The sequence below is a fragment of the Streptomyces sp. NPDC051364 genome (assembly GCF_040682115.1).
GTDB lineage: Bacteria > Actinomycetota > Actinomycetes > Streptomycetales > Streptomycetaceae > Streptomyces.
In genome coordinates this window covers 39,247-65,139 of record NZ_JBFBAH010000014.1, presented here as the reverse complement: position 1 = coordinate 65,139, position 25,893 = coordinate 39,247, and the positions used below count along the sequence as shown (strand labels likewise).

Here is a 25,893-nt window from a genome sequence, read left to right as displayed (position 1 = left end):
CGGCAAAGGAGCGGGAGCACAGTGCACCACGTGTCACTCGGCGGGCTCGACGTATCACGCATCGGCCTGGGCGCCATGACAATGTCCGACTACTACACGGGAGCTCGCGGTGACGAGGAGGAGGCCGTCCGTACCATTCGGAAGGCGCTGGACCTCGGCGTCTCCTTCCTCGACACCGCCGAGATCTACGGCCCGTTCATCAACGAGGAACTCGTGGGCCGCGCCGTCGCCGGGCGTCGCGACGAGGTCGTGATCGCCACGAAGTTCGGTCTCGTCTCGCACGCCGGCGCGGGGCCCGGCGTGCTCGACAGCTCACCGGCCAATGTGCGCACCGCGGTCGAGGGATCGCTGCGTCGGCTGGGCACGGACCACATCGATCTCTGCTACCAGCACCGCGTCGACCCGGGCACGCCGATCGAGGACACGGTGGGTGCGCTGGCGGAGCTGGTACGGGAGGGGAAGGTCCGGCACATCGGGCTGTCCGAGGCCGGTGCGGACACCGTACGGCGCGCGCACGCGGTCCACCCGATCGCGGCGGTGCAGACCGAGTACTCGCTGTGGTCCCGACAGCCCGCCGAGTCCCTCCTTCCGGTCTTCCGTGAACTCGGCATCGGACTGGTCGCGTACTCGCCGCTCGGCCGCGGGTTCCTCACCGGGGCCATCCGTTCCACGAAGGAACTCGACGCGGACGACTTCCGGTTGTCCACTCCCCGGTTCGCCGAGGACAACTTCGCGCGCAACCTCCGGATCGTCGACGAGGTCGCCTCCGTCGCCGCGGACGCCGGCGTCACAGCCGCCCAGGCCGCATTGGCCTGGCTGCTGGCGCAGGGCGGCGATGTCGTCCCCATCCCCGGTACGAAGCGCGTGACCCGCATCGAGGAGAACGCCGCTGCGGACGCCGTGGTCCTCACTCCCGGGCAACTTGCCCGCCTCGACGCCCTCACGCCACCGAGTGGCGAGCGTTATGCCGAACAGGACCTGGCCCGGACAGGGCTGTAGGCAGCCGGCACGGAAGGGGCACCGCGGAGCGAGTCCCCGTCCGCCGTCAGATCCACTGCCGCCGAGCCGCTTCCACCCCCGCCTGGAAGCGGCTCTGAGCTCCCATCCGGGTCATCACGCCCGCGATGGTGCGGCGGATGGTGCGAACCGACAGCCCGGTACGCCGCGATATGCCTTCGTCGGTCAGTCCTTCGGCGAGCAGCACCAGAGCCTCCCTCTCCCGCTCGTCCAGCGCATCACGCTCCGCCGGCGCCGCGGGTCCGGCAGAACGCGCCCACACCTGGTCGAAGAGCGCCCGGTAGACACCCACCGGGGTCCGCCCGCGCAGCAGCGTCGCTCCGGCGTCCTCCAAGCCGGGGTCCGACTGTACGATCGCGAAGTCCCGGTCGGCAACGGCCATCCACACCGGCAGGTACGGCAGCGCCCTCATCCGTGCCCCCGAGGCGGCGATGCGCCGGGTGTCCTCGGCGTAGGCGGGGTCACGGCTGACGTCCTCGACGTGCAGGACCCGTACTTGCGCCCCACGGCGTACCAACTCCCCGCTTAGCAGGGCCGCCCGCTCGCGCACTCCGTGGTCGCACGGTCTTCGAGGCAGGGCGAGACGCAGCTCCCGCACAGTACGGCGGCGCAACGTGTCCAGCAGGGTCACGAGGGCTTCGGCGTCGGTCAACGGTTGTACGGCCGGTCGGACAGGGTCCGACTCCGGTAATGACTGACTCTTCAAGGCGCTACTCCGCGGTAAGAGCGATATGTGATGTGGCACGGGCCTCTCCGGCATGCGGTGCAGGTGACTGCGGGATGCGCCCCCTCACCCCCTCGGGCTTCACTCGACCGTGATCTACGCGGGGATGCGCCGGAGGGGATTCATACGCGCGACGAGGCCCGACTTCTGCCCGGGACGGGCCTGGCGGGGCGCCCCGTGCCCGGCACGCTCCAGCGAGGAGCCCGGCGTCTTCGGTCGCGGGCACCCGGAATCTGTCGTGCGATGCGGGCCCCCTCCTGGTCCATGAGCGAGGGACAGCTGCCCGCGACGACGACAAGCGGCCACCGCGCCCTGTTCACACCCCCACAATTGCTTCACCATTGGCGAAGTGTCTAAGATATTGGCATTGAAGCCCGCTTGAGGTCAACCACATACGTCCTGGGGTCCAATAGGCGACACAAGTTGGCCGATCTGTCACGCTGAGAGCGCGGGGATCGAACTGATACTAGGAGCATGACCATGGCGGCAGAGGGCAGCGACGGCCAACAGTTCGTACTGGCCGAGCGGTTGAACGCCTTGTTCGCGACGACGCGATGGGCCGATGCCACCGGCCGGCAGAGGGAGTACTCGACCGCTGAAGTGGCCAACGCGGTCACCGCCGACCCCTCGCATGGTGCGACCTTGTCCCGGAGCTACCTTTCGATGCTGCGCAACGGGTCGCACACCAACCCGACGTTGAACGTGCTCGAGGGCATCGCCAAGTTCTTCGACGACCACCGCGCCCCGGGAACACCGCCGATCACGGTCCAGACGCTGGTCGCCCAGGAGGATCCCGAGGAAGAGCTGTTGCGACAGCGGCTCGCCGATCACCAAGTACGGGCGATCGCGATGAGGGCGGGGGCCATGACGCCGGCCATGCGCAGGCAACTCCTCAAGATGATCACGGTCTTGGACCAGGACGACGCTCCGGGTCCAGACACCGGTGCGTAAAGAGAAGGGACACTGTGGTCGTACGTGAACGCGAGCTCCGCCGACGGTGCATCCGGCTGCTGCGGAACCTCGACATTCAACCCCCGCTGCAAGTCGACGTTTTATGCCGCAAGCTCGGTGAACGTCTGGACAGGCCCATCCGCCTGATTCCCTGGGCGCTGCCGATCCCGGGTCCGTTCGGACTATGGATGTCTCGGCCGAACGAAGAGGTCATCTTCTATCAAGAGGAAACCACTCGGGTTCACCAGGACCACATCATCCTGCACGAGGTCGGCCACATCCTCGCCGAGCACGAGGACGACGGTGCCGCGGGTGAGGACTTCCCCAGCCTCGGTCCGGACTTCCCCCAGGATGTGATCACCCGGGGGTTCCGGCGGACCTGCTATACCGAGGACTACGAACGCGAGGCCGAGCTGGTGGCGACGATCATCCAGGAGTGGGCGATGATCATCGACTACGTCAGCCCCCGCACGCCCGAGGATCCGGACCTGGATTCGCTGCGTTCGGCGCTGAACCCCCCATGGGGATGGGCCTGATGTTCCAGATGCCGCTGATCATCCTGCTGGGCATCGGGGTGCTGTGGAAGGGCTGCGATCTCGCTCGTGCTCCGCACGACCGGGTGCTGCGTTTCCTCGTCACCTCTCTGCTCCTCCTGATGGCCGGGGAAATCCTCAGCTTCCATGAGGTCAACGCCGCCATCGACCGGGCCACCACCGCGGGAGTCGGCAAGCTGGTGTTCAACGAGGTTTATCTGACCGGCCTGTTCACCCTCATCCTGGTCTTCGTCTCCGCCACGCCTGGACCGGAGGCCGATTACCGCAGACATCTGCGGATCAACGCCGGATTGCTCGCCGGTGTCCTGGCCATCCTGGTCATCGCCATGCTGGCCACACCCGCAGGGATGCGCGGCCATTCCTTGAGTACCCCGGACATGGCGGAACCTCCCATCGCCTCGTTCTACTTCGTCGGCAACACCTACTTCGTCTACGGCTACCTGGCCTCCGGCCTGTGGGCCCTGCGCTACGCGCGCCGGGCATCCCGGAACCTCGGTCTCGGCCTGCTCACCATGGGCCTGGGACTCCTCGGACTGACGGTCACAGCGGTCAACCGGCTGCTCCTGGTGGCTCTACGCATCGACCAACCCGGGTCCCACAAGGAGTTCAACACGGTGAACTGGTCGCTGTCCGAGTGGTCCATGGGCGTCGTCCTCATGGGAATCTGCTACACGGGGGCCGTCCAACTGGTCACCCGCGTGCGCTCCGTCGTGCACCACCGCCGCATGTATCACGAGCTCGACCCCCTCTGGAGGGCGCTGACCGCCGCCTTCCCCGAACTCGTCTTGAGCCGGCCGACGTCCGAGTCCCGATGGCGCAGCGCCCGCCGGAGCCGTTCCCACGAGCGGCGGTTCTACCGTCGGCTCATCGAATGCCGTGACGGGTTGGTGCGCCTCAGCCCCTACCTGGCACGTGTCGCGCCCGATGCGGACCTCGCCCGCGCCCCGGCCGGTCAACTCGCCCGGCACCTCACCGAGGCGCTGGCCATGAAGCCGCCGACCGAGTCCCCACACACCGAACTGCCCGCCGCGCTCGTCGCCTCGCCCGCCGGCAGCGACCTGGACGCCGACGCACGGGAACTCATCGCACTGTCCCATGCCCTGCGTGAAAGGACATCGTGAACAAGGTACTCATCACCGCAGACCGCATCATCGTCGGGCCCTCGGATCAGGTGACCGTCGACGGCGCTGTGCTCATCGAGTCGGGCAGAGTCGCCGCCGTCGGCGCAGCCGCCGATCTGGACGCGGCGGTCGAAGCGCGAGTACCTCGGTTGCGGTGTCCCGGAGCGACGGTGATGCCGGGAATGACCGACTGCCACGTCCACCTCGCCTTCGACGCGGGTCCAGACCCGGTCGGCGCTGTGGTCAAGGCGGACGCGGGCGAGCTGACCACCGCCATGGCGGACCGCGCCGCGCACATGCTGGCCGCCGGGGTGACGACCGTGCGGGATCTTGGCGACCGCGACGCGCTGACCGTGGCGTTGAGGACTTCCATCAACTCCGGAGCCAGGGTCGGGCCACGCATCCTGGCCGCGAGCGCGCCGTTGACCTCACGCGGGGGCCATTGCGGCTTCCTCGGCGGTGAGGTGAGCACGGACGACGAGATCCGGGCGCAGATCGCCCGCAACGCGGCAACGGGTGCTGACCTGATCAAGGTGATGGCCTCGGGGGGCGCGCTCACCCCGGGCGGCCCGCGGATGTGGGAGGCGCAGTTCACACCCGGCCAACTGCGTCTGATCGTCCAGGAGGCCGAGCGCCATGGTCTGGGAGTGGCTGCGCACGCGCACGGATCGGAGACCATCGCCCACTGCGTTGCCGCCGGTGTGCGGACGATCGAGCATTGTTCCTGGCGGACCGCGGAGGGCATCGCCCACGATCCGGCGGTCATCCGCCACATGGTCGAGGACGACGTGGCTGTCTGCCGGTGCGTATCCGGGGACTGGCGGCTGTTCCTCGACCAGATGGGGCCCGAGCGCGCGAAGGCAATGGCCGAGTCCATCCTCGACATGCGGGAGGCCGGTGTCCGGTTCATCGCCGGAACCGACGCGGGCGTGCCGGGAGCTCATTTCGGCGACTACGTCGGAATGCTCGAATTCTTCGCCTCGCTCGGTTTCACACATCACGAGGTCCTCGACATGGCCACCGTCAACGCGGCCCACGCCCTCGGGCTGGCCGACTCGGGTGTGCTGGCCCCCGGCAAGCGCGCCGACCTCATCGTCGTCGACGGCGACCCGCTGACCGAGCTGGACGCCCTCCGCCGGATCCGACACGTCTTCACGGCAGGTCGCCGGGTTGCCGGCCCGGACGTTCCAGGTCGGTCCGGGCCGGGCGTATGAGCGTGGGCGCCGTTCTCTCGTTCGAGGTGACCCAGCCTTCGGGGAGGCGCATCAGCCGCTCCACGCACAAGAGCGGGTCGTGACCGTTGAGTCACAACCCGCTCTGTGTGTGCACTTGCTTTGTGTCCGAGGGGGGACTTGAACTCTCCACTCGGGCACCGGCTCATTAGCTCGCTGACCTGCGCGAATACCCTTCTGGGCACCCTACAGGGCGCTTGGCGGTTAGTCCCGCTCACCTGCTGTTTCTCGGCGCTTCGGGCCGCTGTTGGTCATGCGTTGGTCACGTGACCATCCCAGTCCGCTCTCCCTCACGACAGGGCGTCCAAGCTGGCTGAGAACCGCTCTACAGCGACCGTGCAGACACTCGCCAACCTTGACGCTGCCGTGCCCTCAGGACGAAACTCGTGCAAGTTGGCGTAAGCCACTCGACACCGGAGGCAGTCATGGCACTACGGTTCATCGGGATTGATCCAGACACCGGGCAGCAGGGTTCCCCCACCGTATGGGTGGACGAGGAGAAGGGGGAGCTGGTGCTTCAGGGCTGGAAGCCAGACGAGAAGCTGGAGTCTGAGTGTGCGGCGTTCGAGGCTCCCGGACATGCCCCGGGCATCCCTCCGCACGAAGCTGTGATTCGGATTCCGGCCCGCATGGTGCCGATGCTCAGGAAGGCGTGCGATGTCGCAGAACGAGCCGGGCTTTAACGAGCTCCTAGCGGCGGCCAAGCACTCGGCCGTGCACCTGGAGATGCGCGACTCGTACGGCGTCGGCGACGAGGCGGAGGACTACGAGCACTGGAAGCGCACGAGCCAGCGCGACGTGGACCCGGGGTCTGCCTACTGGGCGCCGTGGGTTGATTTGATTCGTGGCACTGTGGCCCGAGGCGTAGTCGTCCGCCGTGCTCGGGTTGTCTCGGAGCCGGTCACGGATTACATCCGGTACGAGCACGCCGGCACCGTGGTCAATCTCCACGCCGGGGAGCAAGTTCGCTGGCTTCCGAGGCGGCAGGCGTCGGACATCGCACTTCCTGGAAACGACTGTTGGTTGTTCGACGGAGAGATCGCGCTCTTCAACCACTTCTCCGGGGATGGAAACTGGTCAGAGCCTGGCTGGGAGGTTCGCTCCGAACCGGCCGTAGCTCACATGGCGTCGGCCGCGTTCGAAGCGGTCTGGGAGCGCGGCATCCCGCACGAGAAGTACTCGGTCTGACCTCACGAAACTTAGAAGAGCCAACTCATGTCCGCGTCACCGTCATCCAGTGCCCAGGCCGCCCGCGAAGCCCTCGCCGCCCGCCTTGGGGCTCTCCGCCGAGACTCGGAGCTGACCGGGCATGAGCTGGCTCTTCGGTGTGGCTGGAGTCCAGCCAAATCTTCACGCATCGAGCGGGCCAAGACCCCCGCGTCCGATGCCGACATCCGTGCTTGGTGCAAGGCGTGCGGAGCGGAGGATCAGACCGCCGACCTGATCGCGGCGAATCGGCAAGCCGATCAGATGTACGTGCACTGGCAGAAGCTCCATCGTCACGGGATGCGCAGAGCGCAAGAGGAAGTCGTTCCCCTGTACAAGGGAACCCGCCATTTCCGTGTGTACTGCTCGAACGTGGTCCCAGGGATGCTCCAGACGGAGACGTACGCGGCAGCCCTGATGTCCACGATCGCCGCGTTCCAGGGAACCCCGGACGACTCGGAAACGGCAGCCGCCTCGCGAATTGAGCGCTCACGCGTCCTGCACGAAGGCGACCACCGGTTCGCCTTGCTCCTGGAAGAAACGGTGCTCCGCTACCGCATCGGCGACGACGCCACCATGGCTGGCCAACTCGGCTACCTGCTGGCGGTCATGGCCCTGCCGAACGTGAGCCTGGGAGTGATCCCCTTCACGGCCCAGCGGCGCGTCTGGCCGCTGGAAGCCTTCTATTTGTTCGACAGCCGACAGGCGAGCGTCGAACTGCTGACGGCTGCCGTGAACGTCTCGGCGCCGAGCGAGGTTGCCACCTACTCAAAAGCCTTCTCCGAGCTGTCCAAGATTGCCGTGCATGGTGCTCCCGCTCGGGCATTGATCTCAGAAGCGATCAACTCTCTCGGATAGTTCGTGTGCAAGTTCATGCAAGAACATGGATGCCTCGCTAGCACCCTCCCTAACGTCGTCCTCACAGCGAGCGACGGCGAGCACCGCACAGTGTGCGTGTGCGGTTAGGGGTGCGACATGGCAAGGGCGAAGAAGGCAAAGGCCCCGGAGTTCGACCGGGACGCATGGGAGTACCTGACCTACGCACCCGGACACGAGTGCTCCGCCTGTCACCGGCCCATCGGGGACCTGGAACCGGCCCTCCGAGGGGCCATTGACCGCACCTCGGGCGCGCCCGCCCCCGTCTACCGGCACGACAAGTGCCCTGCCCGCACGGTGGCCGCGTGATGGACATGCAGACGTGGCGGGACAGCCACACACGAGCCACCGACGCGCTCGAATCCTTCCGCGCAGCCTTGGCCGCTCTCGGTGCCCCCGAGGCCACATGGGCCGGAACGCGGCCCACGGTCACCTACAACGGCCTGCATCCTGTCCGGCGCCCTCGGCGCGGCAGTGCCCAAGCTGATCCCCGCCAATCCGGCCACGACGGCACACCCGCCCACGGCTCGGCAGATCAAGGCACAGGAGCAGAGCTATCCGACCGTGGACGACAGTCAGACGGCGCGGTTTCTGGGCTCTGTGTGGGAGCCGTGCGGCAACCGGGCCTGTGACGGCGGCCTGACTCACCACTGCCTTAGGGATGCTCCGCTGTGGACGGTCTACGCCGCGACCGGTGTCCGGCGCAGTGAGGCTCTGGGAATGAAGTGGTCTCTCGTGCGCTGGGATGAGGGAGCCATCGAACTGGGCTGGGTTGTGGTCGAGGAGGGCAACACGTACCGGTTGCGGAAGCTGACCAAGGACGGTGACGCCAACGCGATCATCTATGTGGACCAGAGCGTCATGAACGTCCTCAAGTGGCAGAAGGCCCGACAGGACGCCGAACGTGCCCGCATGGGAACCGCCTGGACCGATCATGATCTCGTGTTCGCCCGGGACGGCTTCAAGCTCTACCGGGGCGAGGCAGGCGGCCCGCAGGACCCCGAGAAGGTGTCGGCAAGGTGGCTTCGGAGCCGGCTGCACCTGCCGGAGGACTTCCGGATTCATGACTGGCGGCACAGCAAGGTCACGAACGGCCTGGAGGCCGGGGAGAGCCCCGTAGAGGTCTCAGCGAACGTCCGGCACCACTCACCGGGCTACACCATGGCCCGGTACGGGCACTCACGTAAGGACGGAGCGCGGAAGCTCGCCGCCTCCGGTGCGGGCCGACTCGGCCTGTCATCCCTGGTCTGACCTGGGGATTCGCTGGGCTGTTGGTCACGTAGTTGGTCACGCCACATCCTGGAAAAGCAAAAAACCCCACATGAAGTGGGGTCTCAGCTGGTGTCCGAGGGGGGACTTGAACCCCCACGCCCGATAAAGGGCACTAGCACCTCAAGCTAGCGCGTCTGCCATTCCGCCACCCGGACAAGGTGTCTGTCTCGCGTCCCTCGCGGGCCGTTCCGACGTGGAAAACATTACCAAACATTCCGGGGCCCTCGATCACACCCCCCGACGGCCGGGGATCGCCCTTGGGGAGAGCCGTCCCACGCGGGAGGATGGGGAGGCAGTCGGCACCGATCAGTGGGAGGAAGCAGCGTGAGCGAGTCGAGCGCGGGCAGGACCGTTTCCGGCGAGGACGAGGTCGTCGACCTCTGCCGGGACCTCATCCGGATCGACACCAGCAACTACGGAGACCACTCCGGCCCCGGCGAGCGCAAGGCGGCCGAGTGGGTCGCGGAGAAGCTCGCCGAGGTCGGGCTGGAGCCGCAGATCTTCGAATCCCACAAGGGGCGCGCCTCGACCGTCGCGCGCATCGAGGGGGAGGACCCGTCGAGGCCGGCGCTGCTGATCCACGGGCACACCGACGTCGTACCGGCGAACGCCGCCGACTGGACGTACGACCCCTTCGCGGGCGAGATCGCCGACGGCTGCGTGTGGGGCCGCGGCGCCGTCGACATGAAGGACATGGACGCGATGACGCTGGCCGTCGTACGCGACCGGCTGCGCAGCGGCCGCAAGCCCCCGCGGGACATCGTGCTGGCCTTCCTCGCCGACGAGGAGGCGGGCGGCCTGTACGGCGCCCGGCACCTCGTGGACAAGCACCCCGGGCTGTTCGAGGGGGTCACCGAGGCGATCGGCGAGGTCGGCGGCTTCTCGTTCACCGTCAACGAGAACCTGCGGCTGTACCTGGTGGAGACCGCCCAGAAGGGCATGCACTGGATGCGGCTCACGGTGGACGGCACCGCGGGACACGGCTCGATGACGAACAACGACAACGCCATCACGGAGCTCTGCGAGGCGGTGGGCCGGCTCGGCCGCCACCAGTGGCCGGTCAGGGTCACCAAGACCGTACGGTCCTTCCTGGACGAGCTCTCCGATGCGCTCGGCACTCCGCTCGACCCGGACAACATGGACGCGACCCTGGCCAAGCTCGGCGGCATCGCCAAGATGGTCGGCGCGACGCTGCGGAACTCGGCCGCCCCGACCATGCTCGGCGCCGGCTACAAGGTGAACGTCATCCCCGGCCAGGCCACCGCGCACGTCGACGGCCGCTTCCTGCCCGGCTACGAGGACGAGTTCTTCGCCGACCTCGACCGGATCCTCGGCCCGCGCGTGAAGCGCGAGGACGTGCACGGGGACAAGGCCCTCGAGACGGACTTCGACGGGAAGCTCGTCGACGCCATGCAGGGCGCCCTCAAGGCCGAGGACCCGATCGCGCGGGCGGTCCCGTACATGCTGTCGGGCGGCACGGACGCCAAGTCCTTCGACGACCTCGGCATCCGCTGCTTCGGCTTCGCCCCGCTGCAGCTGCCGCCGGAGCTGGACTTCGCCGGGATGTTCCACGGGGTCGACGAGCGCGTGCCGGTGGACGGGCTCAAGTTCGGCGTGCGCGTGCTCGACCGATTCATTGACAACTGCTGAGAATCGGGAAGGTGTGCGTTTTCCACTGAGAAGAGTGAATGCGCTCATACGCTCGTAGCCCTGGTGATGTCTCCTCGTTACAGGTGGTGCGGTCCGCGGCTGGGACCGCATTGCCAACTAGGAGGAACAATGTTCAAGAAGGTTGTCGCCGCTGCGGCTGCCACCGGTGGTCTGGTTCTCGCGGGTGCGGGCCTGGCCCACGCCGACGCGGAGGCCCAGGGTGCGGCCATCGGGTCCCCCGGTGTCCTGTCCGGCAACGTCGTCCAGGTCCCGATCCACGTGCCCGTGAACCTCTGCGGTAACACGGTCAACATCGTGGGCCTGCTGAACCCGGCTTTCGGCAACACCTGCGTCAACGCCTGACGCGTCTGAAGTCTTGGGCCCCGGAGCGCATTCCAGCGCTCCGGGGCCGCCGGGCTTCAGGGCCCGGCTGTTCGTACACAGCAGGGGGATGACAACACATGCGACGCAAAGTCCTGATCACCATGGCGGCCGCAGGGGGTGTGCTCGCGCTGGGTGGGGGTTACGCACACGCGGACTCCGGCGCGTCCGGCCATGCCGCGAACTCTCCGGGCTTGCTGTCCGGGAACACCGTCCAGGCACCCGTGGATGCCCCGGTGAACGTCTGCGGCAACACCGTCTCGGTCGTGGGGCTGCTGAACCCGGCCTTCGGGAACCGCTGTTCGAACCACTCGGCCACGCCGGACCACCACCCCGGCAATCCGGGACACCCGGGCAATCCCGGCCACCCGGGCGGGCCCGAGGAGCCGGACGAGTCGTGCGACGAGGACGAGCCGAACCACCCGGGCCACCCGGGTAACCCCGGCACGCCGGGTCACCCGGGCAACCCCGGGACCCCCGGCCAGCCCGGAAACCACCCGGGTACGCCCGGCAATCCCGGTCAGCCCGGCAACCCCGGAACTCCTGGCACGCCCGGTAACCTCGGCACGCCCGGTAACCCCGGCACGCCCGGTAACCCCGGCACGCCCGGCAACCCCGGTCAGCCCGGCACTCCGGGTACGCCTGGCACGCCCGGCCGGCCCGGTGGCTCCGTCGGCCCCGGTGCGGGCAGTGTCACGCCCGTGACCCACCCCGGCCAGGGGACCGGGACCGAGATCGCGCCCGCTCAGCACGCGGGGCTCGCCGCCACCGGCGCAGGAGACGTCCTCGGCGTGGGCCTGCCGCTCGCCGCCGGCACGCTGCTGGCCGGTGCCGTGCTCTACCGGCGCGCCCGCAACGCGGCCTGACAGGCGCCCTCACGACGCGGGCCCCGACCCGGGGCCCGCGTCACCAGGTCGCGCGGACCTGACGAATGATCCGGCGGCGCAACCGCACACGACGGCTGCCGTCCCGATGCAGGGTGAGCCGGTCGAGTTCCCAGTTCCCGTACTCGGCATGGTCGGTGAGCAGGCGGGTCGCCTCCTTGCGGGGCACACCGCGGGGCACGTACACGTCGACAAATTCGTATTCCGGCATCGCATCTATTGTGCGGGCAGAGCCCTGCTACGGATAGCGTCTGCACTATGTCTGATGCCGCTCTGCCCAGTGTTGCCGAGGTACGCGCCGCCGCCGAGGCGGTCAAGGCCGCGCTCGACCGTCACCTCGCCGCGGTCGAGAGCAGGATCGGGGACGAGGACCCGGCCGTCTACGCCGCTTTCAACGAACTCGCCGCCGCTGCGGAGGAGTACGACGAACTCCTCTACGACCGGTACGACGAGGTCACCCCCTTCGAGATCCCCACGCCCGAGGACGGTGTCCCGTACACCGGGCCCGCCGAGCCCGCCGCCTTCAGCGTGCTCATCCGCCGCGACTATGCCGTCGTCGAACCGCCGAGGCTGATCGCCCAGGCCGAGCGGGTCGCCGCGCACGACCGGGAAGCCGAGCTGGCCTTCGACGGCGGCACGGCAGGTGCACTGGGTGTCCTCTTCGGGGAGTACGAGCCCGACGAGATCGCCTCCCGCTACAAGGAGTTCGGCCTGGAGGAGGGGGACTCCACGCTCTGGATCGCGGCTTCGGAAGAGGTCGCGGAACCGGGGGAGTGGCTGGGCTCGCCCTTCGGGCACACCGATCCCCAGGACGTACTGCACCGGTTCGACGTCAGCTCCGTCTTCGACGAGGAAGCCGACGATTTCGACGAGGACGAGGAAGACGCGGACGAAGCGGAGGAAGCGGGCGGCCAGGCGGCGCAGCCCGGCCTGACGCCCGCCTGATCCGGGCCCCGCGCATACGACACCGCGGCCCCGTCCCGAACAGGGCGGGGGCCGCGGTGTCGTATGCGGGTTACTCCGGCTGGTCCTGAGCCGCGGCCGCGAGGGCGCGCAGGAGGCCGGTCAGCCGGGTCGTACGCGGCTTCGGCAGTACCTCCGCGACCGCGCGCGGCAGCGCCTGGTCCACGCCGTGCACCACGGACAGATGCCGCTCCGCCCGCCCGAACGCCGTGTACACCCAGTCCCGGGAGAGGGCCTGGGCCGCGTCACCGGGCAGGACGACGACCACGGCCGGCCAGCGGGCGCCGACGGCCTGGTGCGCCGTCACCGCCCAGCCGTGCCGCACCTGCGACTCCACGTGTTCCTTCGGTACGACGATCCGCGCGCCCGCGGCGTCCAGGTGCAGCCCCTGCGCATCGGCCGACACCACCCGGGCCGGCACGGCCCGCCCGGGCGAGGGCACGTGCACGATGCGGTCGCCGGGGTCGAAGCCGCCGAACCGGCCAGGGCCCGGGTTCAGCCGCTCCTTGAGGGCCGCGTTCAGCGCCCGCGTGCCCGCCGAGCCGCCGTGGCCCGGGGTGATCACCTGGACGGCGTCCGCCGGGATCGCGAAGGCGCGCGGCACCGACTCGGCCACCAGCTGCACGGCGCGGTGCACGGCCTCCCCGGCGTCGCGCACCGGGACGATGACGACCTCCCGGCCGGGGGCGTCGACCTGGTTCAGCTCGCCGATCCCGACCCCGGAGACCAGCTCGCCGATCGGGCCCGGGTCGGGGGTGCGGGAGACCAGCTGCGGGCAGGCACGGGCCGCCAGCACATCGCCGAACACCCTCCCGGGCCCGGCGGATCCGAGCACCCCGGGGTCCCCGGAGAGCACCAGCCGGGCCCCGTCGGGGACGGACTCGACGAGCGCGGCGGCGGTCTCCACGTCCAGCTGCGGGGCGTCGAGGACCACGAGCAGGTCCAGCGCGAACTGCCCGTCCGCGTCCCGCCCGGGCCCCTCCGTGCCGGCGAGCAGCCCGGCCACGGTGACGGCGTCCTGCGCGGGGGTGTGCGCGGCCAGGCAGACGCGCAGGCCCAGCTCGCGGGCGGCCGCCGGCAGGGCCAGCGGCTCGGCGCGGGCGGCCTCGCCGCCGGTGTGGGTGACCAGGCCGTGGCCGGAGACGGCGCGGATCAGGTCGGCGCCGGGGCCGGTGGCGGCCTTCTCCCAGTCCGCCGGGTCGTTGAAGGTGTTGGCCAGCCGGGACAGGCCGTCGGCCAGGCTCTCCTCGGCGAGCGCGTACCCCTCGAGGCCGACGAGGACGCGTACGGGCTGCTCCTCGCCTTCGGCGACGGGCGGGCCGAGCGGTTCGTGGAAGACGAGGACGGTGCCCTCGCCGATGGCCTGCTCCAGGGACGCGGCGGGATCCGGGACGCCGTACTGGGCGAGGGCGGATTCCAGGGTGGGGGCCTCGAGGGCGGTGTGCCCCTTCAGCGCGGCCTGCTCCAGCAGCCAGCCCACGAGGGCGGCGGCACGCCGCTCGTCGCCGGGACCGGCCTCGGGGCCGAGCAGGGCCCGGGCGAAGCCGTCGGCCTGGGTGGGACGGACGCCGGCCACGGCGAGGAGCCGCCAGGGGTCGTGGGCGAGCTGCTCCGCGGCGTCTTCGCCGAGGGCGGTGGCGGCGGGTCCGGCCAGCGCCTCGGGGGCGCCGCCGCGAGCCAGTACGGAGCGCACGCCTTCGATGCCGGCGGCGGTGGGGGCGGGGGGCGTGGGACGGGGAGCCGGTTGCGCGGCGGGGGCCGCGGGCTTGCGGGGCGTGGTCGGGGCCTCGTCGAAGTACACCGGGGAGGGCTTCTCCCCGCTCTCCACGGCCCGTACGGCGGCCAGCAGATCGGCGGCCGTCCCGCTGAGTTTGGCTCCGGCGTCGACCGGGCCCTGCCGTTCCGCCTTGCGGCGGGCGATGCGCTCCCGCTCGATCTTCTGTGCGGCCAACTCGGCCTCGGCCTCGCTGAGCGCGGGCGCGGCCTCGCCCTTCTCGGCGGCGCCGCCCGCCTCCGTGGAGCCGCCGTCGGCCCCCGGCTCCGCCGAGTCGTCCTGATCCGGCTGATCCGGCTGATCCGGCTGATCCGCATCGGGCTCGGGCTCGGCTGCGGGAGGCTGGTCGGTGTGGACTTCGCCGGAGGTGGTCCCTGCGGGGCTTTCCCCCACCCCGCCCCTTCCCGAAACCGTGGGCTCCGCCCCCGGACCCCCGGCCTCACTCCCGGCTTCGCCGGAGCCGGCCGCCCCGTCGGCGGGCTGGGGCGGCGGCTCGGTGGGGGTGGCCGCCTCGGCCCGGGGGCCGGGGGTGGCCGGGTCCTCCGCGGATGCAGGTCGGCGGTCCGTACTCACAGCGTGCTCCAGTCGTGGTCGGGATAGCGGTGCACGGGCGCAGACACATCGTCCAGCGCCCGGCAGATCTCCTCGGGAAGGGTAAGGGGCTCCACCGACAACGCCTCGCTGAGCTGCGCGGACGTTCGCGCCCCGACGATCGGCGCGACCACCCCCGGCCGGTCCCGGATCCACGCCAGGGCGACCTGGAGCGGGGTCACGGCCAGGCCCTGGGCCGCCGTCGCCACCGCGTCCACGATGCCGCTCGCCGCGTCGTCCAGGTACGGGTCCACGAAGCCGGCCATGGTCGGCGAGGCCCCCCGTGAGTCCGCCGGCGTGCCGTCCCGGTACTTGCCCGTCAGGACGCCGCGGCCCAGCGGGGAGGACGGGAGCAGCCCGACGCCCAGGTCCAGCGCCGCCGGGAGGACCTCGCGCTCCACGCCCCGCTGGAGGAGGGAGTACTCCATCTGCGTCGACGCCAGTCGCGTGCGCACCCCCGGGGCGGCGAGCTGCCAGGTCGCCGCCTTCGCGAGCTGCCAGCCGCTGAAGCCCGACACCCCCGCATACCGGACCCGGCCGCTGCTCACCGCCAGGTCCAGGGCCTGGAGGGTCTCCTCCAGCGGGGTCCCCGGGTCGAAGGCGTGGACCTGCCAGAGGTCCACGTAGTCGGTGCCCAGGCGGGCCAGCGAGTCGTCCAGCGCCGACAGGAGATGACCGCGCGAGCCGTTGAACCGGCGGTCCGGGTCCCGTACGGAGCCCGACTTGGTGGCGATCACCAGGTCCTGGCGGGGGACCAGCCCGCCCACCAGCTGCCCCAGGAGGTACTCCGCCTCACCGCCCCCGTACACGTCGGCGGTGTCGACGAGCGTGCCGCCCGCCTCCCAGAACGTCTTCAACTGCCCGGCAGCGCCCGACTCGTCCGGTCCCTCCGCGGAACGGCCCCAGGTCAGGGTGCCGAGGCCGATCCGGGACACGCGCAGTCCCGTGCGGCCGAGATGCCTCTGCTCCATGAGCGCTGAGACTACTGGGGCACTGACGTGGGGAGCCCTGGCGCGCTACAGTCCCCCGCAGACCTACGTTACTGATCGGTAAACCGGTAAGGGGACGACACATGCGGCTCGGCATCAATCTCGGCTACTGGGGCGCTGGCATGGACGCCGACAACCTCGCCGTGGCCCAGGAGGCGGACCGCCTCGGCTACGACGTCTGCTGGGCCGCGGAGGCCTACGGCTCCGACGCCCCGACCGTGCTCGCCTGGGTCGCCGCCCAGACCGAGCGCATCGACGTCGGCTCCGCGATCCTGCAGATCCCGGCCCGCCAGCCCGCGATGACCGCCATGACGGCCGCCACCCTCGACTCCCTCACCAAGGGCCGCTTCCGGCTCGGCCTCGGCGTCTCCGGCCCCCAGGTCTCCGAGGGCTGGTACGGCGTCAAGTTCGACAAGCCGCTCGCCCGCACGCGGGAGTACGTGGAGATCGTCCGCAAGGCGATGACCCGCGAGCGCCTCAGCTACGAGGGCGAGCACTGGACGCTGCCGCTGCCCGGCGGCCCCGGCAAGCCGATCAAGCTCACCGTGCACCCGGAGCGCGAGCACATCCCGCTCTACATCGCCGCCATCGGGCCGAAGAACCTGGAGCAGACCGGCGAGATCGCCGACGGCGCCCTGCTCATCTTCCCCGCCGCCGAGCACCTCGAGGCCACCGCGCTCACCCACATCCGGGCGGGCCGCGAGAAGGCCGGGCTGACCATGGAGGGCTTCGACGTCTGCCCGACCGTGCCGCTGGCCGTCGGTGACGACGTGACCGCCCTCGCCGACATGTTCCGCCCGTACACGGCCCTGTACGTCGGGGGCATGGGCAGCCGGAAGCAGAACTTCTACAACCAGCTCGCCCAGCGCATGGGCTACGAGAAGGAAGCCGCCGAGATCCAGGACAAGTACCTGGCGGGCGACAAGACGGGCGCCGCGGCGGCCGTCCCGCACTCGCTGATCGACTCCACGACCCTGCTCGGCTCCGTCGAGCGGATCGCGGACGGGATGCGGGCCTACGCCGAGGCCGGGGTCACCACCCTCACACTCGCCCCGGCCGGGTTCACCCTGGACGAGCGGATCACCGCCCTGCGGGCGGGTACGGAGGCCATGGAGCGCGCCGGCCTGGCATAAGGCATCAAGCACAGGCCCTGCGGCCGTGGTGGGGGCTCGGGGGTCTTCCCCGCCACGGCCGACACAGTCAACAACGCGGGCGGCACCCTCCGGGTTACGCCCGCGCATTCACCCCTTCACATCGTTCATTCGGCCGATCGGTGCGACCCCTCGGTTGCCCGGCCCCCGGATCGGCCGTTGACTCGATGCATGCTCTCTGCGCGCAGCCTGTTCCAGGAGATCGTCGACAACGACGACTCGTTCCAGCTGTTCTGCTCCATCGCCGCCAGCGGGGAGTCCCAGGGCGGCTGGGAGAACGCACGGATCGCGGCCCTGGTGCCCGACAGCATGCGCGAGCTGGCTCCCAAGATCATCCGGCACGGCGCCGACGAGGACAAGCACGGCCGGATCTTCCAGGCCCTGCTCCGCAAGCGCGGCCTGCCGCCCGTCCCCGTGCCGCCCGAGACCGACTACACGATGCTGCTGGAGCGGCGCGGCATCGGCCTCGCGCACGAGAAGCTGCGCCGGGCGGAGCCGCTGACCGAGCGGGACATCGTCGTCTACCTCTCGCACAGCCGGGTCACCGAACAGCGCGCCGCCGACCAGATGGTCATGCTCCTGCGGCAGTTCGGCGACCACCCCGAGGTCGGCAAGGCCATCCGCATGATCAGCCACGACGAGGACAACCACCTCGCCTACTGCCACGAGGAGCTGCTCCGCCTCGTCCGCAAGGGGCACGGCCGGACCATCCAGCAGGTGCTGCGCGAGAGCGCCCTCGTCGAGATCTCCGTCTACCGGGACGTGAGCCTCGCCGTCATGGGCCACATGGGCCGGCTGCTGCACTGGCCTGCGCCCAAGGCGGCCGCGCTGGCCGCCGGGATCCGCGGCATGTACGCGTACGAGCGGTTCGCCGGCTGGCACCGGATGATCAGCCTGAGCCTGCCGGAGCGGCGCAACGCGCTGGGCGGCGTACCGGTGACCGCGCCCGAGTACGCGTAGGAGGCGCTTGCGCTACAGCCAGCCGCGGGTCTTGAACATGCGGTGCAGGCCCAGACAGACGCCCGCCATCACCAGGACGACCACCGGATAGCCCCAGGGCTGCCGCAGCTCCCACATGTGGTCGAAGTTCATCCCGTAGATCCCCGCCACCATCGTCGGGACGGCCGCCATCGCGGCCCAGGCCGAGATCTTGCGCATGTCGTCGTTCTGCCGGACGCCCATCTGCGCCAGGTGCGCGGCCAGCGCGTCCGACAGCAGCCGGTCCAGGCCCTCGATGTACTCGCTCGCCTTGGTCAGGTGGTCGGCGACGTCGCGGAAGAACGGCTGCGCGTGCTCGTGCACGAACGGCACGTTCCCGAAGGCGAGGCGGTCCATCGGCTGGAGCAGCGGGCTCGTCGCCCGGCGGAACTCCAGCACCTGCCGCTTGAAGCCGTAGATCCGGGCGGCGGTGTTCTTCGTGTCCGTGGCCTGCGGCGCGAAGACATCGGCCTCCACCTCCTCCAGGTCGGCCTGGAGCTCGGCCGCGACCTCGATGTAGTGGTCGACCACCGCGTCGGACACCGCGTACAGCACCGCCGTCGGACCGTGCCGCAGGACCTCCGGCTCCTGCTCCAGCCGCCGGCGTACGGCGGCCAGCGCGGCCCCCTCGCCGTGCCGGACCGTGACCACGAAGGAGTCGCCGATGAAGAGCATCAGCTCGCCCGCGGTCACCGTGTCGGCGTCGTCGTCGTACGTCACCGGCTTGAGGACGACGAACAGCGAGTCGTCGTACACCTCGAGCTTGGGGCGCTGGTGCGCGGTCAGCGCGTCCTCCACCGCCAGCTTGTGGAGCCGGAACTCGTGGCTGACGTGCTCGAATTCCTCCTCCGTCGGCTCGTACATGCCGATCCAGAGGAAGGCGTCGCCGCTCGCCCGCGCCTCGTCGAGGGCGTCCGAGAGGTCCTCGGGCGCAGGGGAGCGGCGGCCGTCCCGGTACATGGCGCAGTCGACAATCACGAGGGGCATTCTCCCCTGCCCGCGCCCGGCCCGCATCCGACGGGCACCGCGCCCCTCTGCTTCCGGCCGCCACCGCCTAGGCTTTGCGGTATGGCCACGCTGATCCTCGTACGACACGGGCGGTCCACCGCCAATACCGCAGGGCTGCTCGCCGGATGGACCCCGGGAGTGGCCCTCGACGAGCGCGGCGCCGAGCAGGCGGCGGCGCTGCCCGGGCGGCTCGCCGCGGTGCCGCTCGCCGCAGCCGTCAGCAGCCCGCTGCAGCGCTGCCGGGAGACCCTCGCCCCGCTGCTCGCCGCGCGCCCGGAGCTGGAAATGCACACCGACGAACGGATCGGCGAATGCCACTACGGCGACTGGTCGAACCGCAAACTCTCGGAGCTCAACGATGAACCGCTGATGAAGATCGTCCAACAGCACCCCTCCTCCGCCGCCTTCCCGGGCGGGGAGTCCCTGCGCGCCATGCAGGCGCGCGCCGTGGACGCCGTACGGGAGTGGAACGCACGGATCGAGGAGGAGCACGGGAGCGACGCCGTCTTCCTCATGTGCTCGCACGGCGACATCATCAAGTCCCTTGTCGCGGACGCCCTGGGCATGCACCTGGACCTCTTCCAGCGCATCCACGTGGACCCCTGCTCGGTGACGGCCGTGCGCTACACGCCGACACGCCCGTTCCTGCTCCGGCTCGGCGACACCGGGGACTTCGGCTCGCTCGCCCCGCGCCCGGCCCGTGCACCGGACGCGGCCGCGGCGGAAACGGAGACCTTCGAAAGCGCGACCGAAGACGGCGGGAACGCCGTCGTGGGGGGCGGCGCGGGCGCGGCGTGATCGAACGGCGCAGTAGGGTGGACTGGCCCAAATAAACGCAGCCCTGCCCCTGCCGCCGAGACTTGGAGACTGGACGTGCCCCGTCAGGTGTTCCTCTACGATCCGCCGGACCGCTTCGTGGCCGGCACGGTCGGCCTTCCGGGACGCCGTACGTTCTTCCTGCAGGCCTCGTCCGGCCCCCGCGTCACCAGCGTATCCCTGGAGAAGACCCAGGTCGCGGCGCTGGCCGAGCGGATGGACGAGCTGCTGGACGAGGTCGTACGGCGCACCGGCGGCAATGCCCCGGTCCCGGCCGTCGCCCCCGCCGAGGCCACCGACACCGCGCCGCTGGACGTTCCGGTCGACGAGGAATTCCGCGTCGGCACCATGGCCCTGGCCTGGGACGGCGAGGAACAGCGGATGATCGTCGAGGCGCAGGCTCTGGTGGAACTCGACGCCGACTCGGAGGAGGATCTCGCCGAGGCGGAGGAGCGGCTGCTCCAGGACGAGGAGAACGGCCCGCCGATGCTGCGGGTCCGCCTCACCGGCGCCCAGGCCCGGGCCTTCGCCAAGCGGGCCCTGGACGTGGTCAACGCCGGCCGGCCGCCGTGCCCGCTGTGCAGCCTGCCGCTGGATCCCGAGGGCCACGTGTGCCCGCGCCAGAACGGCTACCGGCGCCAGGCGTGACCGCCACGGGGGAACTTGAGGAGCTGCTCGCCAAGGGCGAGCTCACCGTCGTCGGGCGGATCCGCGAGGCGTCCAACGCCGTGCTGGTGTGCACGGTGACGTACGGGGACGCCAGCGCCGACTGCGTGTACAAGCCGGTCAAGGGGGAGCGCCCGCTGTGGGACTTCCCCGACGGGAACCTCGCGCAGCGGGAAGTCGCCGCCTACCTGATCTCCGAGGCCACGGGATGGGGCCTGGTGCCGCCGACCGTGCTGCGCGACGGTCCGTACGGCGAGGGCATGGTCCAGCAGTGGATCGAGTCCGCGCCCGCCGAGGACGGGCCGGAAGACGCCGCGGAGTCGGACGAGAGCGGCCTGCTGGCCCTCGTCGAGGGCGAGGAGGCGGGGGAGGGCTGGAAGCCGGTCGCCCTCGCCGACGTCGGGGAGGGCCGCACCGCGCTGCTCGTGCACGCCGACGACCTGCGGCTGCGCCGGCTCGCCGTCTTCGACGCCGTGATCAACAACGGCGACCGCAAGGGCGGCCACCTGCTGCCCGCGCCCGACGGGCGGCTCTACGGCATCGACCACGGCGTGACCTTCCACCGCGAGGACAAGCTGCGGACCCTGCTGTGGGGCTGGGCGGGCGAACCGCTGACCGGCGAGGCGCGCGAGGTGCTGGCCTCCCTGGCCGCCCGGCTGGCCGACGGGGAGCCGCTCGCCGCCCGGTTGGCCGAACTGATCACACCGGTCGAGCTGGCCGCCGTACGGGCCCGCGTGGCCCATCTGCTGCGCACCGGGGTGCATCCGCAGCCGTCCGGGCAGTGGCCCGCGATCCCCTGGCCGCCGGTCTGAACCGGCCGGACCCGGCACGCACAGAATCGGCCAGATCGCAAGAGTGCTGATCAAGCCAACAGTGCAGGTCCGGTTCGTTTTCGGAACACGCGTCCGGTTAGGCTCGAGACATGCATGCCTGGCCCGCTTCTGAGGTCCCCGCCCTGCCTGGCAAGGGCCGCGACCTCCAGATCCACGACACCGCGACCCAGGGGACGATCACCCTCGCCCCCGGTCCCGTCGCCCGTATCTACGTCTGCGGCATCACTCCGTACGACGCGACCCACATCGGTCACGCGGCGACCTACAACGCGTTCGACCTCGTGCAACGCGTGTGGCTCGACACCAAGCGGCAGGTTCACTACGTCCAGAACGTGACGGACGTGGACGATCCGCTGCTGGAGCGGGCGCTGCGCGACAACCTGGACTGGACCGAGCTCGCGGAGCGCGAGACGGCTCTCTTCCGCGAGGACATGACCGCCCTGCGGATGCTGCCCCCGCAGCAGTACATCGGTGCCGTCGAGGCCATACCGGGCATCGTGCCGCTGGTGGAGCGGCTGCGGGACGCCGGCGCGGCGTACGAGCTGGACGGGGACATCTACTTCTCGGTCGAGTCCGACGCGAACTTCGGCAAGGTCTCCAACCTGGACGCCGAGGCGATGCGGCTGCTGTCTGCGGAGCGCGGCGGCGACCCCGAGCGCTCGGGGAAGAAGAACCCGCTGGACCCGATGCTGTGGATGGCGGCGCGTCCGGGAGAGCCGAGCTGGGAAGGCGCCTCCCTGGGCCGCGGCCGGCCCGGCTGGCACATCGAGTGCGTCGCCATCGCCCTGGACCACCTGGGCATGGGCTTCGACATCCAGGGCGGCGGCTCCGACCTGGCGTTCCCGCACCACGAGATGGGCGCCTCGCACGCACAGGTGCTGACGGGGGAGTTCCCGATGGCCAAGGCGTACGTGCACGCGGGCATGGTCGCGCTGCACGGCGAGAAGATGTCGAAGTCGAAGGGCAACCTGGTCTTCGTCTCCGCGCTGCGGCGCGCCGGGGTGGACCCGGCGGCGATCCGCCTCGCCCTGCTCTCGCACCACTACCGGGCCGACTGGGAGTGGACGGACGAGGTCCTCGAGCAGGCGGTGGCCCGCCTGGAGCGCTGGCGCGCGGCCGTGTCCCGGCCGGACGGCCTGCCGGCGGACGCGCTCGTCGAGGAGGTCCGCGAGGCGCTGGCGAACGACCTGGACGCGCCCGCTGCGCTTGCGGCCGTGGACCGCTGGGTCGACGCGCAGAACGCCTCCGACGGGGATGACGAGTCGGCGCCGGGTCTGGTCTCCCGGACGGTCGACGCCCTCCTGGGCGTGGCCCTCTAACCCCTTCCAGCCCCTTCTGGCCCCGCAGCTGCACTGCCGATGCCCCTGCCCTCCCGGGCGGGGGCATCGCCATGCCCGGCCCGCGGGGCCGTTCCTCCCCCGGCTACCGCGGGGAGGTGCCCCAGGGGCTCCGCCCCGGACCCCGCGCCTCGAACGCCGGCGGGGCTGCAGACAGCCCGTCCGGCGTTCGAGGGCCGGCTACGCGTCCGGGGTGTCGTCCTCGTCGGGGGCCGGGGGTTCCGGGTCCGTACCCGGCTCGGGGTCCGGCTTGCGCTTCGGGGGGCGGGTCAGGCCGCTGCTCGTGTCGCGGAGGTACGAGCCGTCGCCCGGTTCGGCCGAGGGCGCCGCCGGGTCGCGGCGCCGCAGGTACCGCTCGAACTCCCGGGCGATGGCGTCGCCCGACGCCTCCGGCAGATCCGCCGTGTCCCGCGCCTCCTCCAGCGTCTGGACGTACTCCGCCACCTCGCTGTCCTCCGCCGCCAGTTGGTCCACGCCGAGCTGCCACGCCCGCGCGTCCTCCGGGAGTTCGCCCAGCGGGATCCGGATGTCGATCAGATCCTCCAGCCGGTTCAGCAGGGCCAGCGTCGCCTTCGGGTTCGGCGGCTGGGAGACGTAGTGCGGGACCGCCGCCCACAGGGACACCGTGGGCACCCCGGCGTGGGTGCAGGCCTCCTGGAGGATGCCCACGATCCCGGTCGGGCCCTCGTACTTCGTCTCCTCCAGGTCCATCGTGCGTGCCAGGTCCGGGTCCGAGGTGACCCCGCTGACCGGCACCGGCCGCGTGTGCGGGGTGTCCCCGAGCAGCGCGCCCAGGATCACCACCATCTCCACGCCCAGTTCGTGCGCGAAGCCCAGGATCTCGTTGCAGAACGACCGCCACCGCATGGACGGTTCGATTCCCCGTACGAGCACGAGGTCACGCGGCTTCGCGCCGCCGATCCGGACCACCGACAGCCTCGTCGTCGGCCACGTGATCTTCCGTACCCCGTTGTCCAGCCACACCGTCGGCCGGTTGACCTGGAAGTCGTAGTAGTCCTCGGCGTCCAGCGCCGCGAAGACCTCGCCCTTCCACTCCCGGTCCAGGTGCGCGACCGCACCGGAGGCCGCGTCACCCGCGTCGTTCCAGCCCTCGAACGCGGCCACCATGACCGGGTCGATCAGCTCGGGCACGCCCTCAAGCTCGATCACCCAGGTCTCCTTCCGAAGTTCCCTTGCGTACGTGGGTCAGCCTAAGCCTTGAGACGACACCAGCCACAGCCCACGACAGAGGGGCGGTTCCCCTCGGAACCGCCCCTCTTCCCCACCTGCGTGTGAGCTATGCCTTGCGGCTCAGCATCTCCTCGACCCGCGCGCGCACGGTGTCGTCGTCCAGGCCGCGGACCGTCACCGTGGTGCGGCGGCGCAGCACGTCGTCGACCGTCTCGGCCCACTCGTTGTCGCGGGCGTAGGCGACCTGCGCCCAGATCTCCGGGCCGTCCGGGTGGATCCGCTCGGCCAGCGCCGGGTCCTCGTTCGCCAGGCGCGCGATGTCGAAGGCCAGCGAGCCGTAGTGGGAGGCCAGGTGGCGGGCGGTCAGCGGGTCCATCCGCGTGCCGGGCTCGCGGTCCACCAGCAGGCGGTGCGCGACGGCGTTCGGGTTGGCGACACCGGGCAGCGGCACCCGGCGTACGAGCGACTTCACCGGCTCCATGTCGTCGGTGAGCGGGCTGCCGGGCAGCTTGGCCAGCTTGTCCATGACGACGCGGCCGATGTGCCGGTACGTCGTCCACTTGCCGCCGGCCACCGACAGCATGCCGCCGGCGCCCTCGGAGACGACCGTCTCGCGCTTGGCCTTCTCCACGCCGCCGGGGCCGCCGGGCAGCACCCGCAGGCCCGCGAAGGCGTACGTCATCAAGGAGCGGTCCAGGTCCGCGTCCTTCACCGAGAAGGCCGCCTCGTCCAGGATCTGCTGGATGTCGGACTCGGTGGCGCGCACGTCCGCCGGGTCGCCCTCGTACACCTCGTCGGTGGTGCCGAGCAGCAGCTGGTCCTCCCACGGGAGGGCGAAGGTGATGCGGTACTTGTCGATCGGGGTGGCCATGGCGGCCTTCCACGGCGACTTGCGCTTCATGACGATGTGCGCGCCCTTGGAGAGGCGGATCGACGGCATCGAGTGCTTGTCTTCCATGCGCCGCAGGTGGTCCACCCACGGGCCGGTGGCGTTGAGCACGACGCGCGCGTCCACCCCGAACTCGGTGCCGTCGAGGCGGTCCTTGAGCTCGGCGCCGGAGACCCGGCCGCGCGTCATGCGCAGGCCGGTGACCTCGGCGTGGTTGAGGACGACCGCGCCCGACTCGACGGCCGCGCGGACCGTCATGACGGCGACGCGGGAGTCGTTCATCTGGTGGTCGTAGTAGACCGCGACGGCCTTGAGGTTGTCCGTCTTCAGGCCCGGGTTGTCGGCGGCGGCGCGGGCCGGCGAGATGACCTTGCCGATGCCGTCGCCGAAGGCCGAGAGCGCCGAGTACGCGAACACGCCCGCGCCCAGCTTCGCCGCGCCGACCGGCCCGCCCTTGTAGACGGGCAGGTAGAAGGTGAGCGGGTTGACCAGGTGCGGGGCCACGTCCTTGGCCAGCACCCGGCGCTCGTGGTGGTTCTCGGCGACCAGCTTGACCGCGCCGGTCTGCAGGTAGCGCAGCCCGCCGTGGACGAGCTTGGAGGAGGCGGAGGAGGTGGCGCCGGCGAAGTCGCCGGCGTCCACCATGGCGACCCGCAGACCCGACTGCGCGGCGTGCCAGGCCACCGAGGTGCCCAGGATTCCACCGCCGATGACCAGCAGGTCGTACGTGGCCTTGGCCAGCTGCTCACGGGTCTCGGCGCGGCTCGGGTTCGAGCCGGCGGTCGGGTGCGTGCCCAGTGCGGTCACGCTCTGCGGGATGCTCATATCTCTCTTAGCTC

At 70.6% G+C, this 25,893-nt stretch carries 27 protein-coding genes and 1 tRNA gene; 20 read left to right on the top strand and 8 right to left on the bottom strand.

All coding sequences use genetic code 11. The annotated features are described in order from the left end of the window. The first annotated feature begins 21 nt into the window (after positions 1-21). Entirely contained in the window at positions 22-999 is a 978-nt protein-coding gene (locus AB0M76_RS26565; protein WP_365955248.1) for an aldo/keto reductase, read from the top strand. Between the two features lie 46 nt (positions 1,000-1,045). Here AB0M76_RS26565 and AB0M76_RS26560 read toward each other — a convergent pair whose 3' ends face one another. Next, positions 1,046-1,669 carry a helix-turn-helix transcriptional regulator gene (locus AB0M76_RS26560; RefSeq protein ID WP_365955247.1) on the bottom strand — a complete coding sequence of 208 codons (624 nt, stop codon included), beginning with the start codon at positions 1,667-1,669 and terminating at the stop codon, positions 1,046-1,048. 546 nt (positions 1,670-2,215) lie between these two features. Between AB0M76_RS26560 and AB0M76_RS26555 the strand changes: the two genes are divergently transcribed. The 9 genes from AB0M76_RS26555 (at position 2,216) to AB0M76_RS26515 (ending at position 8,932) form a co-directional block, all read left to right on the top strand. Then, entirely contained in the window at positions 2,216-2,692 is a 477-nt protein-coding gene (locus tag AB0M76_RS26555) for a hypothetical protein (RefSeq protein ID WP_365955246.1), read from the top strand. A gap of 14 nt (positions 2,693-2,706) precedes the next feature. Further along, positions 2,707-3,228 carry a hypothetical protein gene (locus tag AB0M76_RS26550; protein WP_365955245.1) on the top strand — a complete coding sequence of 174 codons (522 nt, stop codon included), beginning with the start codon at positions 2,707-2,709 and terminating at the stop codon, positions 3,226-3,228. Further along, positions 3,228-4,367 (top strand): MAB_1171c family putative transporter, encoded by a 1,140-nt coding sequence (locus AB0M76_RS26545; RefSeq protein WP_365955244.1) that lies wholly within the window; start codon positions 3,228-3,230, stop codon positions 4,365-4,367. The genes AB0M76_RS26550 and AB0M76_RS26545 overlap by 1 nt, the downstream gene beginning before the upstream one ends. Further along, positions 4,364-5,581 (top strand): amidohydrolase family protein, encoded by a 1,218-nt coding sequence (locus AB0M76_RS26540; RefSeq protein WP_365955243.1) that lies wholly within the window; start codon positions 4,364-4,366, stop codon positions 5,579-5,581. Before AB0M76_RS26545 ends, AB0M76_RS26540 begins: the two co-directional genes overlap by 4 nt. 443 nt (positions 5,582-6,024) lie before the next feature. Continuing rightward, the gene (locus tag AB0M76_RS26535) at positions 6,025-6,282 is read left to right on the top strand and encodes a hypothetical protein (RefSeq protein WP_365955242.1); all 258 of its coding nucleotides are present in this window, start codon (positions 6,025-6,027) and stop codon (positions 6,280-6,282) included. Beyond that, positions 6,257-6,787 (top strand): DUF6879 family protein, encoded by a 531-nt coding sequence (locus tag AB0M76_RS26530; RefSeq protein WP_365955241.1) that lies wholly within the window; start codon positions 6,257-6,259, stop codon positions 6,785-6,787. Before AB0M76_RS26535 ends, AB0M76_RS26530 begins: the two co-directional genes overlap by 26 nt. Before the next feature lie 27 nt (positions 6,788-6,814). Then, positions 6,815-7,663 carry a helix-turn-helix transcriptional regulator gene (locus tag AB0M76_RS26525; protein WP_365955239.1) on the top strand — a complete coding sequence of 283 codons (849 nt, stop codon included), beginning with the start codon at positions 6,815-6,817 and terminating at the stop codon, positions 7,661-7,663. A gap of 117 nt (positions 7,664-7,780) precedes the next feature. Next, positions 7,781-7,990 (top strand): hypothetical protein, encoded by a 210-nt coding sequence (locus AB0M76_RS26520; RefSeq protein WP_365955238.1) that lies wholly within the window; start codon positions 7,781-7,783, stop codon positions 7,988-7,990. A gap of 81 nt (positions 7,991-8,071) precedes the next feature. Further along, positions 8,072-8,932, top strand: a complete 861-nt coding sequence (locus AB0M76_RS26515; protein WP_365955237.1) for a tyrosine-type recombinase/integrase — start codon at positions 8,072-8,074, stop codon at positions 8,930-8,932. Between the two features lie 88 nt (positions 8,933-9,020). On the opposite strand, the gene AB0M76_RS26510 is transcribed toward AB0M76_RS26515, so the two are convergent. Then, positions 9,021-9,108 (bottom strand) — tRNA-Leu (locus AB0M76_RS26510). 169 nt (positions 9,109-9,277) lie between these two features. Here AB0M76_RS26510 and AB0M76_RS26505 point away from each other — a divergent pair. The 3 genes from AB0M76_RS26505 (at position 9,278) to AB0M76_RS26495 (ending at position 11,850) form a co-directional block, all read left to right on the top strand. Further along, complete coding sequence (locus AB0M76_RS26505) at positions 9,278-10,603, top strand: M20/M25/M40 family metallo-hydrolase (protein ID WP_365955236.1); 1,326 nt, start codon at positions 9,278-9,280, stop codon at positions 10,601-10,603. Positions 10,604-10,732: 129 nt separating this feature from the next. After that, entirely contained in the window at positions 10,733-10,966 is a 234-nt protein-coding gene (locus tag AB0M76_RS26500; RefSeq protein WP_365955235.1) for a chaplin, read from the top strand. A 98-nt stretch (positions 10,967-11,064) separates the two neighbouring features. Further along, positions 11,065-11,850: a chaplin family protein gene (locus tag AB0M76_RS26495; protein WP_365955234.1), complete on the top strand. Its 786-nt coding sequence runs from the start codon at positions 11,065-11,067 to the stop codon at positions 11,848-11,850. A 40-nt stretch (positions 11,851-11,890) separates the two neighbouring features. Here the strand turns inward: AB0M76_RS26495 and AB0M76_RS26490 are convergent, their stop codons facing one another. Continuing rightward, positions 11,891-12,079: a DUF5703 family protein gene (locus AB0M76_RS26490; RefSeq protein WP_031146791.1), complete on the bottom strand. Its 189-nt coding sequence runs from the start codon at positions 12,077-12,079 to the stop codon at positions 11,891-11,893. Between the two features lie 47 nt (positions 12,080-12,126). Between AB0M76_RS26490 and AB0M76_RS26485 the strand changes: the two genes are divergently transcribed. Continuing rightward, complete coding sequence (locus AB0M76_RS26485; RefSeq protein WP_365955233.1) at positions 12,127-12,813, top strand: hypothetical protein; 687 nt, start codon at positions 12,127-12,129, stop codon at positions 12,811-12,813. A 70-nt stretch (positions 12,814-12,883) separates the two neighbouring features. On the opposite strand, the gene AB0M76_RS26480 is transcribed toward AB0M76_RS26485, so the two are convergent. Both AB0M76_RS26480 and AB0M76_RS26475 read right to left on the bottom strand, forming a co-directional pair. Beyond that, positions 12,884-15,178, bottom strand: a complete 2,295-nt coding sequence (locus AB0M76_RS26480) for a helix-hairpin-helix domain-containing protein (protein WP_365955232.1) — start codon at positions 15,176-15,178, stop codon at positions 12,884-12,886. Next, positions 15,175-16,167: an aldo/keto reductase gene (locus AB0M76_RS26475; protein WP_365955231.1), complete on the bottom strand. Its 993-nt coding sequence runs from the start codon at positions 16,165-16,167 to the stop codon at positions 15,175-15,177. The genes AB0M76_RS26480 and AB0M76_RS26475 overlap by 4 nt, the downstream gene beginning before the upstream one ends. Before the next feature lie 101 nt (positions 16,168-16,268). On the opposite strand from AB0M76_RS26475, the gene AB0M76_RS26470 reads away from it, so the two are divergent. Further along, positions 16,269-17,318: an LLM class F420-dependent oxidoreductase gene (locus AB0M76_RS26470; protein ID WP_266630770.1), complete on the top strand. Its 1,050-nt coding sequence runs from the start codon at positions 16,269-16,271 to the stop codon at positions 17,316-17,318. A gap of 189 nt (positions 17,319-17,507) precedes the next feature. After that, complete coding sequence (locus tag AB0M76_RS26465; RefSeq protein ID WP_365955230.1) at positions 17,508-18,296, top strand: ferritin-like domain-containing protein; 789 nt, start codon at positions 17,508-17,510, stop codon at positions 18,294-18,296. A gap of 12 nt (positions 18,297-18,308) precedes the next feature. Here AB0M76_RS26465 and AB0M76_RS26460 read toward each other — a convergent pair whose 3' ends face one another. Then, entirely contained in the window at positions 18,309-19,301 is a 993-nt protein-coding gene (locus AB0M76_RS26460; RefSeq protein ID WP_365955229.1) for a magnesium and cobalt transport protein CorA, read from the bottom strand. 81 nt (positions 19,302-19,382) lie between these two features. Between AB0M76_RS26460 and AB0M76_RS26455 the strand changes: the two genes are divergently transcribed. The 4 genes from AB0M76_RS26455 (at position 19,383) to mshC (ending at position 22,956) form a co-directional block, all read left to right on the top strand. Further along, positions 19,383-20,120, top strand: a complete 738-nt coding sequence (locus AB0M76_RS26455) for a histidine phosphatase family protein (RefSeq protein WP_365955228.1) — start codon at positions 19,383-19,385, stop codon at positions 20,118-20,120. Between the two features lie 75 nt (positions 20,121-20,195). Further along, entirely contained in the window at positions 20,196-20,786 is a 591-nt protein-coding gene (locus AB0M76_RS26450; RefSeq protein WP_266668591.1) for a DUF3090 domain-containing protein, read from the top strand. Next, positions 20,750-21,616 carry an SCO1664 family protein gene (locus tag AB0M76_RS26445; protein ID WP_365955226.1) on the top strand — a complete coding sequence of 289 codons (867 nt, stop codon included), beginning with the start codon at positions 20,750-20,752 and terminating at the stop codon, positions 21,614-21,616. The genes AB0M76_RS26450 and AB0M76_RS26445 overlap by 37 nt, the downstream gene beginning before the upstream one ends. A 110-nt stretch (positions 21,617-21,726) precedes the next feature. Next, positions 21,727-22,956, top strand: coding sequence for a cysteine--1-D-myo-inosityl 2-amino-2-deoxy-alpha-D-glucopyranoside ligase (mshC, locus tag AB0M76_RS26440; RefSeq protein WP_365955225.1), 1,230 nt, complete (start codon positions 21,727-21,729; stop codon positions 22,954-22,956). Positions 22,957-23,154: 198 nt separating this feature from the next. Here the strand turns inward: mshC and AB0M76_RS26435 are convergent, their stop codons facing one another. Next, positions 23,155-24,144: a PAC2 family protein gene (locus AB0M76_RS26435; RefSeq protein ID WP_365955224.1), complete on the bottom strand. Its 990-nt coding sequence runs from the start codon at positions 24,142-24,144 to the stop codon at positions 23,155-23,157. Positions 24,145-24,271: 127 nt separating this feature from the next. Continuing rightward, positions 24,272-25,879 (bottom strand): glycerol-3-phosphate dehydrogenase/oxidase, encoded by a 1,608-nt coding sequence (locus AB0M76_RS26430; protein ID WP_365955223.1) that lies wholly within the window; start codon positions 25,877-25,879, stop codon positions 24,272-24,274. Between the last annotated feature and the right edge of the window lie 14 nt (positions 25,880-25,893).

Coding starts and splice junctions, on each gene's coding strand:
- AB0M76_RS26555 (WP_365955246.1), top strand. CDS start 2,216: ATGACCATGGCGGCAGAGGGCAGCGACGGCCAACAGTTCGTACTGGCC.
- AB0M76_RS26545 (WP_365955244.1), top strand. CDS start 3,228: ATGTTCCAGATGCCGCTGATCATCCTGCTGGGCATCGGGGTGCTGTGG.
- AB0M76_RS26535 (WP_365955242.1), top strand. CDS start 6,025: ATGGCACTACGGTTCATCGGGATTGATCCAGACACCGGGCAGCAGGGT.
- AB0M76_RS26530 (WP_365955241.1), top strand. CDS start 6,257: ATGTCGCAGAACGAGCCGGGCTTTAACGAGCTCCTAGCGGCGGCCAAG.
- AB0M76_RS26525 (WP_365955239.1), top strand. CDS start 6,815: ATGTCCGCGTCACCGTCATCCAGTGCCCAGGCCGCCCGCGAAGCCCTC.
- AB0M76_RS26520 (WP_365955238.1), top strand. CDS start 7,781: ATGGCAAGGGCGAAGAAGGCAAAGGCCCCGGAGTTCGACCGGGACGCA.
- AB0M76_RS26500 (WP_365955235.1), top strand. CDS start 10,733: ATGTTCAAGAAGGTTGTCGCCGCTGCGGCTGCCACCGGTGGTCTGGTT.
- AB0M76_RS26495 (WP_365955234.1), top strand. CDS start 11,065: ATGCGACGCAAAGTCCTGATCACCATGGCGGCCGCAGGGGGTGTGCTC.
- AB0M76_RS26490 (WP_031146791.1), bottom strand. CDS start 12,079: ATGCCGGAATACGAATTTGTCGACGTGTACGTGCCCCGCGGTGTGCCC.
- AB0M76_RS26485 (WP_365955233.1), top strand. CDS start 12,127: ATGTCTGATGCCGCTCTGCCCAGTGTTGCCGAGGTACGCGCCGCCGCC.
- AB0M76_RS26475 (WP_365955231.1), bottom strand. CDS start 16,167: ATGGAGCAGAGGCATCTCGGCCGCACGGGACTGCGCGTGTCCCGGATC.
- AB0M76_RS26470 (WP_266630770.1), top strand. CDS start 16,269: ATGCGGCTCGGCATCAATCTCGGCTACTGGGGCGCTGGCATGGACGCC.
- AB0M76_RS26465 (WP_365955230.1), top strand. CDS start 17,508: ATGCTCTCTGCGCGCAGCCTGTTCCAGGAGATCGTCGACAACGACGAC.
- AB0M76_RS26460 (WP_365955229.1), bottom strand. CDS start 19,301: ATGCCCCTCGTGATTGTCGACTGCGCCATGTACCGGGACGGCCGCCGC.
- AB0M76_RS26455 (WP_365955228.1), top strand. CDS start 19,383: ATGGCCACGCTGATCCTCGTACGACACGGGCGGTCCACCGCCAATACC.
- mshC (WP_365955225.1), top strand. CDS start 21,727: ATGCATGCCTGGCCCGCTTCTGAGGTCCCCGCCCTGCCTGGCAAGGGC.
- AB0M76_RS26430 (WP_365955223.1), bottom strand. CDS start 25,879: ATGAGCATCCCGCAGAGCGTGACCGCACTGGGCACGCACCCGACCGCC.